This window comes from Vibrio sp. M260118, from assembly GCF_036533755.1.
In the GTDB taxonomy this organism is placed as follows: domain Bacteria; phylum Pseudomonadota; class Gammaproteobacteria; order Enterobacterales; family Vibrionaceae; genus Vibrio.
Genome location: NZ_JATABG010000307.1, coordinates 1 through 4,388, shown reverse-complemented (window position 1 = coordinate 4,388; position 4,388 = coordinate 1). Strand labels below are relative to the sequence as shown.

6 protein-coding genes are annotated in these 4,388 nt (G+C 43.3%); 2 read left to right on the top strand and 4 right to left on the bottom strand.

Annotation, left to right across the window (positions count from 1 at the left end; translation table 11 throughout):
* Both QTO00_RS15525 and ttcA read left to right on the top strand, forming a co-directional pair.
* The coding region (locus QTO00_RS15525; protein ID WP_331425594.1) for a DUF2987 domain-containing protein at nt 1-440 on the top strand (440 nt) is incomplete at its 5' end.
* Nucleotides 441-623: 183 nt separating this feature from the next.
* Nucleotides 624-1,517, top strand: coding sequence for a tRNA 2-thiocytidine(32) synthetase TtcA (gene ttcA / locus QTO00_RS15520; protein WP_331425593.1), 894 nt, complete (start codon nt 624-626; stop codon nt 1,515-1,517).
* A 62-nt stretch (nt 1,518-1,579) separates the two neighbouring features.
* Here ttcA and uspE read toward each other — a convergent pair whose 3' ends face one another.
* From uspE to ccoS, 4 genes are all read right to left on the bottom strand, one after another.
* Nucleotides 1,580-2,527 carry a universal stress protein UspE gene (gene uspE, locus QTO00_RS15515; protein WP_331425592.1) on the bottom strand — a complete coding sequence of 316 codons (948 nt, stop codon included), beginning with the start codon at nt 2,525-2,527 and terminating at the stop codon, nt 1,580-1,582.
* Nucleotides 2,528-2,669: 142 nt separating this feature from the next.
* Entirely contained in the window at nt 2,670-3,419 is a 750-nt protein-coding gene (locus QTO00_RS15510) for an FNR family transcription factor (protein ID WP_038209385.1), read from the bottom strand.
* 88 nt (nt 3,420-3,507) lie between these two features.
* A complete protein-coding gene (locus QTO00_RS15505) occupies nt 3,508-4,182 on the bottom strand; it encodes a sulfite exporter TauE/SafE family protein (RefSeq protein ID WP_331425591.1) in 675 nt (224 codons plus the stop codon).
* Nucleotides 4,179-4,343 (bottom strand): cbb3-type cytochrome oxidase assembly protein CcoS, encoded by a 165-nt coding sequence (ccoS, locus tag QTO00_RS15500; RefSeq protein WP_038209389.1) that lies wholly within the window; start codon nt 4,341-4,343, stop codon nt 4,179-4,181. The genes QTO00_RS15505 and ccoS overlap by 4 nt, the downstream gene beginning before the upstream one ends.
* Nucleotides 4,344-4,388: the final 45 nt, after the last annotated feature.

Below are 4,388 nucleotides of genomic sequence, written 5' to 3'. Positions count from 1 at the left end.
ATGAACATTACGAAGAACTCACTATCTCCCCGTACAAGGAGGTTATTGTTCCATTAGACAATAATCTTCGCTCGGCAAATCCTCTAGTGTTCGTGCACACGCCGAAGGATATGCGCTGCGACTTTTCTATGGTAGTGATGACCAAGGAGCCGATGTCAGGAGAAGTGAGCTACCAAGAAGTCAAAACCTTGCTGCCACAAATGCAAGCCATTTTAGAACAGTTGGGCGGAATGTTTGCCAGTTGGTTTACGCCTGATGTCGAAGGTCTAACCCTTGAGTTCCCAAACAAGCTTAATTCACAAGTTCAGTTTTCTAATGGTGGAACTAAGCCAATTGTCGATGGTAAGGTTCAAGTCTCTCTTGAAGAAATAGGCGAGGGTGGCACCATGATTCTTCCGCAACAAACATCACGCGTGTTGCCTTACTTACCGAAAGCCTAAAACTACAAGGGTCGCTAAATGCGACCCTTTTTGTATGTAATCACTGGACTGAAATCTGTATCTTACGCAGTTTTACTGTGTGAAACGTTTAATCCTAATCAAAAAGCTCGTATAATCCTCGCCCCAAATAACACCACTTAGGAAGTGCTACTGTCGACTTGTTCGGCAATGTGAGAGCTAGCGATGAACCAAATAGATACACGTAAAGAGACCCTTGAATTCAACAAGCTTCAAAAACGTTTACGAAGAAATGTTGGCAACGCCATTACAGACTACAACATGATCGAAGAAGGTGACGTTGTAATGGCTTGTATCAGTGGCGGTAAAGATTCATTCGCAATGCTTGATATTCTGCTCAACCTGCAGAAAGCAGCTCCAATCAAGTTTGAAGTGGTTGCAGTTAATCTAGACCAAAAGCAACCTGGCTTCCCTGAGCACATTCTTCCAGATTACTTCGAAACTCTAAACATCCCTTACTACATCGTAGATAAAGACACTTACTCGGTAGTAAAAGAGAAGATTCCTGAGGGTAAAACAACTTGTGGCCTTTGTTCACGTCTGCGTCGCGGCACTCTATACTCATTTGCTGAGAAAATTGGTGCAACAAAGCTAGCGCTTGGCCACCATATGGACGACATCGTTGAAACTATGTTCCTTAACATGTTCCACGGTTCTCGTTTAAAGGCAATGCCACCTAAACTTCGTTCTGATGATGGCCGTAATGTAGTCATTCGTCCGTTGACTTACTGCCGTGAGAAAGATCTAATTAAATACGCTGAGCACAAAGAGTTTCCGATCATTCCTTGTAACCTATGTGGTTCTCAAGAAAATCTTCAACGCCAGTCCATCAAGGCAATGCTTATCGAGTGGGATAAGAAAACGCCAGGCCGTGTTGAAGCGATTTTTAAGTCGATTCAAAATGTGAGCCCAAGTCAGCTTGCCGACAAAGAGCTGTTTGATTTTGTCAACCTGCCGTTAGATCGTGAAGGCAGCCGTGAAGAGTATGAGTTTAGTGAAGCGATCGTCTCTTCAACCAATATTGATGAGTCAATGTTCATTGACGTCACTAACGTCTAGGTAGCCAAGAAACAAAAAAGGAAGATAGCCAAACTATCTTCCTTTTTCTTTATGTACAGACTTTAAATTGCGGTTTTAGGGTCGAGTGGGCTGATATAGCCTTGAGGTTTCAACGCCATAACATCACAATTGATCTTATCAATCACGTGTTCTGCGGTATTACCAATAAATACAGCCGATAAACCAGTTCGGCCTGTTGTACCAACAATCACCATCGCGGCGTTAAGCTTTTCTGCTGCGTGTGGGATCACATCTTCAGGCAACCCTTGCTCCACCACCGTGTGTTCTTCGTCATAACCATGCTTCTGACGCAGTGCTTTCATCGCAGTAAGATGATGACCGCGAACCGCGTCTGTATAAGTAGCAGGATCAAACTCTGGAAGTTCAATCGTGATATTAGCAGGGGTAACAGGGTACGCATTGACTAAATAAGGCTTTGCGCCCAAGCGCTCAGTCAAGCTATTTAACTGGTCAACCATGGCATCATTTAACCCCAAATGAGTGTCATTCTCTGACCCCACATGTACCGAAGCAAGTATGCTAGCATCTTCTGGCCAATCGGCATTTTTAACCAATAAGACTGGGCATGGACATTTACGTAGTAAGTGCCAATCGGTAGGCGTGAAGATAACCGACTCGAGCACGTCATGCTTACGAGTTCCTTTGATAACAATATCGTGCTCGCCAGCAAACACCTCCGCGACAATCGCTTCGTATGGTCGGTTATGCCACACGACTTGGACATCAAACTCTACCTCTTCATTAATGTATTCTTTTGCGACCTTGTGCATCCACTGCTCACGCTGGTGAATGACACCACGGCGCATGGCATCGCGCTCATCAACAGATAGCATCGACGTCATGTCATAAGAAAAATCATAAATAGATAAGAAGAAGGTCACTCGGCTAGGAGAACGACTTTTGGCGGCCAATTGCATCGCACGCGCGAGAGCAGGTTGTTCATCTTTATTGATATCAGCAACGACTAAGATCTTATTATAAATACTCATAATGACTCCTTAGAGACGAGGAGGGCTTATGATTAATGTAGCTTAGTTAAGAGGAGAGTTTTAGAAATAATTAGAGGATTTTGAGAGAAGTATGATGTAGCTCTATTTCAAGGTGAAATGCGAGCTACATCATTGAAAATTATTACGATTCTGTTGATACGCCAGCCAATTCCATTAGAGCATCATGATCAATAATAGTAATGTACTTACCTTTAACACTTAAGATCTCTGACTTCTGGAAGCGACCTAACAAGCGCGATATAGTTTCAACAGTCAAACCTAAATAGTTACCGATATCACCGCGAGTCATGGTCAGACGGAACTCTCTAGGACTAAAACCACGCTGAGAGAAACGAGTAGATAGGTTGTATAGGAAAGCCGCTAAGCGCTCTTCTGCATTCTTTTTCGAAAGCAATAAGATCATCTCTTGGTCGCCTTTAATCTCATTACTCATCAGACGCATGATCTGTTGACGAAGTTTAGGCATTTTTCCGGATAGGTCATCAAGAATTTCGTATGGGATTTCACACACCATTGAAGTTTCGAGGGCTTGGGCGAAACTAGGGTGCTGGTCTTCGGTGATAGCATCGAAACCAACGAGATCACCCGCTAGATGAAATGCCGTGATTTGTTCATCACCCTGTTCGGTAATCGTGTAGCTCTTGATTGTTCCTGAACGAATCGCGTAAAGAGACTTGAGTTCATCTCCTGCTTTGAACAACTCTTGGCCTTTTTGAATTGGCTTTTTACGCTCGATAATTTGATCGAGCTGATCGAGTTCAGATTCATTTAGCGTAAACGGAATACAAAGCTGACTAATACTACAATCTTGGCAATGGATAGCACAGCCACCCGATTGAATACGCTTTGTTGCAGGCTTTTCAGAAATCATAACAACCTTTCACTATTTGATATACATCAATATTTTAGCACCCATTAGCCCTAAAGGATAGCGGAAAAAATGACTTAAAAACAGTTAACTACAAACTTGTAGATAAAATAACTAGCACACTATACCCAGTATACAATCCATAAATTAAGATCGTAAAAGCGACGATATGTCGAAATATGAGTGAATTTTGCAGTTTATGGAGAAGTACCGCCGAGTGTCCAACAAGCAGCATTGCAGGTAAGGTGCCTAGACCAAAAGCAAGCATCACTAAGGCCCCATTTAATGCACTACCAGCGACGGCTGACCAAGTTAGCATTGAATAGACTAAGCCACATGGTAGCCATCCCCAAATAAAGCCAAACGGTAACGCATGAATAGGGGACTTTAGGGGTAACAATGATTTACCCGCAGGGGATATTACTCGCCACAGCGACTGGCCAAACTTCTCGATAACCAATAGTCCCTGCCACCATCTGCCGATATAACACGCGAGCAAGATCATAAATAAGGCGGCGGCTAGTCTTAGCCAAATTAATACGTTGTTCAACTCGCCAATCATTGATATGGAAGAGACGGCGCCCCCAATAACGGCGCCTATCAATGCGTAACTCATTAAACGGCCACTGTTATAAAACAGAGGAATCCACCTAGAAGGTTGGCTTTGGCCCATGGTTAGCATAGAAGCGATTCCACCACACATACCCATACAATGGCCAGCTCCGACTAATCCAATAAAAAAGGCGCCAATCCAGTCTGGACTCATTTCGGTGGATTCTCTTTATGATCGTCTTCGTCGAATAAAATATTGTGGCCTTGACGCTCTAAGTCTTCAAACTGTTCACTTTTTACCGCCCAAAGAAAGACAGCGACAGCAACACAGACTAAGACAATAGCGATAGGAATGAGGATATAAAGGCTTTCCATCTATCTACCTTTTTCTTTGAGCAAGCGAAGAGAGTTCGATACTAC

Bases quoted from the DNA above. Each gene is read 5' to 3' on its own strand.
- ttcA (WP_331425593.1), top strand. From the start codon at position 624: ATGAACCAAATAGATACACGTAAAGAGACCCTTGAATTCAACAAGCTT.
- QTO00_RS15510 (WP_038209385.1), bottom strand. From the start codon at position 3,419: ATGATTTCTGAAAAGCCTGCAACAAAGCGTATTCAATCGGGTGGCTGT.
- ccoS (WP_038209389.1), bottom strand. From the start codon at position 4,343: ATGGAAAGCCTTTATATCCTCATTCCTATCGCTATTGTCTTAGTCTGT.
- uspE (WP_331425592.1), bottom strand. From the start codon at position 2,527: ATGAGTATTTATAATAAGATCTTAGTCGTTGCTGATATCAATAAAGAT.
- QTO00_RS15505 (WP_331425591.1), bottom strand. From the start codon at position 4,182: ATGAGTCCAGACTGGATTGGCGCCTTTTTTATTGGATTAGTCGGAGCT.